The sequence below is a fragment of the Bacteroides sp. CAG:633 genome, assembly GCF_000435115.1.
Classification (GTDB): domain Bacteria; phylum Bacteroidota; class Bacteroidia; order Bacteroidales; family Bacteroidaceae; genus Bacteroides; species Bacteroides ndongoniae.
On sequence record NZ_FR883115.1, the window covers coordinates 1 to 1309 of the forward strand.

Consider the following 1309-nt stretch of genomic DNA (forward strand, 5'->3'; position numbering starts at 1 on the left):
TTGCCGTACGCAGGATGCGGAAAACGACTGTCAGTGCCGTGACGACGGCTACCAAGACGAAAATGCTTGTCCAGAAGAGGAAACCGTGGTCGAAGAAGACAATGTACATGCGCTTCCATTGCTGCAGCAGGAACCAGACCAGCGGGAAGGACAGCAAGGCACTAACTGCCAACAGTACGATATACAGGCGGGCAAAGAGCAGCATGATCTGCGGCACGCCCGCACCGTTCACCTTGCGGATGGCTACCTCCTTCTGACGACGCTCGGTGTCGAGCGTAATGCTGGAGTATACACCCAGCAGGGTGATGAGAATGCTGACGATGGCAAAGAACAGCACGATGTTCTTCAGCGTGTATTCCAGCGGTTGGCGGTCGTGGATGTCGTCGAGCAGTGTGCCGACCCGTACAGGTACGCTTTCGGGCAAAGCCTCACGGAGCAGTTGCTCTACCCGGGCCTTGACTTCCTGTACCCGGCCACTGTGGCACTTCAGATAGCAGTGCCCGATGTAGTCGGATACATCATAGGGAAGGAAAACGTAACCGATGCTTTTCCGATAGGTGTCGGTCTGGAAAGGCGCACAGATGCCGCATACGCTATAGTCGTGTTGCGAGTCGTAAAGAGGCATCCCCAGTATGTCTTTCTCCATCCGTTGCTGCCAGGTACGGTCGGCCACGATGTCGGCTTCCGTCTTCGGAGCGCGTCCCTGCTCCAGCAGGATATTCATGAAGGAGAAGAAATTGGCGGGGACACGCATCACTTCAACTTCTATCCATGAGTTGTCGTTGCCTTTCTCGGTCATCATCAGGTTGCCCGACGAACCTCCCAGATAACTGACGTCTGCCAGCAGGGCATCTTCTACAGCAGCCAGACTCTTGAAGCGGCCGACCAGGCTCTGCTTTTCCGCATTGTTCAGAAACGAATAGTCCAGCGGAATGCTGAGGATGGAAGCTTTCTCCTGCATGGAGAGGGTATGCAGCAGGGTACCGCTTGTCTTCTCGGACTGCAGGTAGAGAGCCGCTGACAGGGCAACAAACAGCCAGCAGAGAAAGAACTGAACGCCCAACATAAAATTACGCCCCCGATGGCTCTGACACCTGCGCAGGCCTCCGTTGAGTCCGTCCTGTACCGATATGCGGCGGATGCGTAGCGTGGTCACCAGACAAATGCCTGCGCAAAGCAGTACTAGCAGTCCGATGTACTGGGCAGCATGGCACATGAGCAGCGACTTGCTGAATGTCATTGACATGAATTCGATGGAATAGTCCATCCGTCCGTCGGTCACCTCGATGCCCCAAAGCACCAGCAGCGA

At 55.5% G+C, this 1309-nt stretch carries 1 protein-coding gene; it reads right to left on the reverse strand.

The genetic code is table 11. The features are described from left to right. Window positions 1-1309: ABC transporter permease (locus QVP67_RS11765; protein ID WP_369677355.1), on the reverse strand; the 1309-nt coding region annotated here is incomplete at both ends.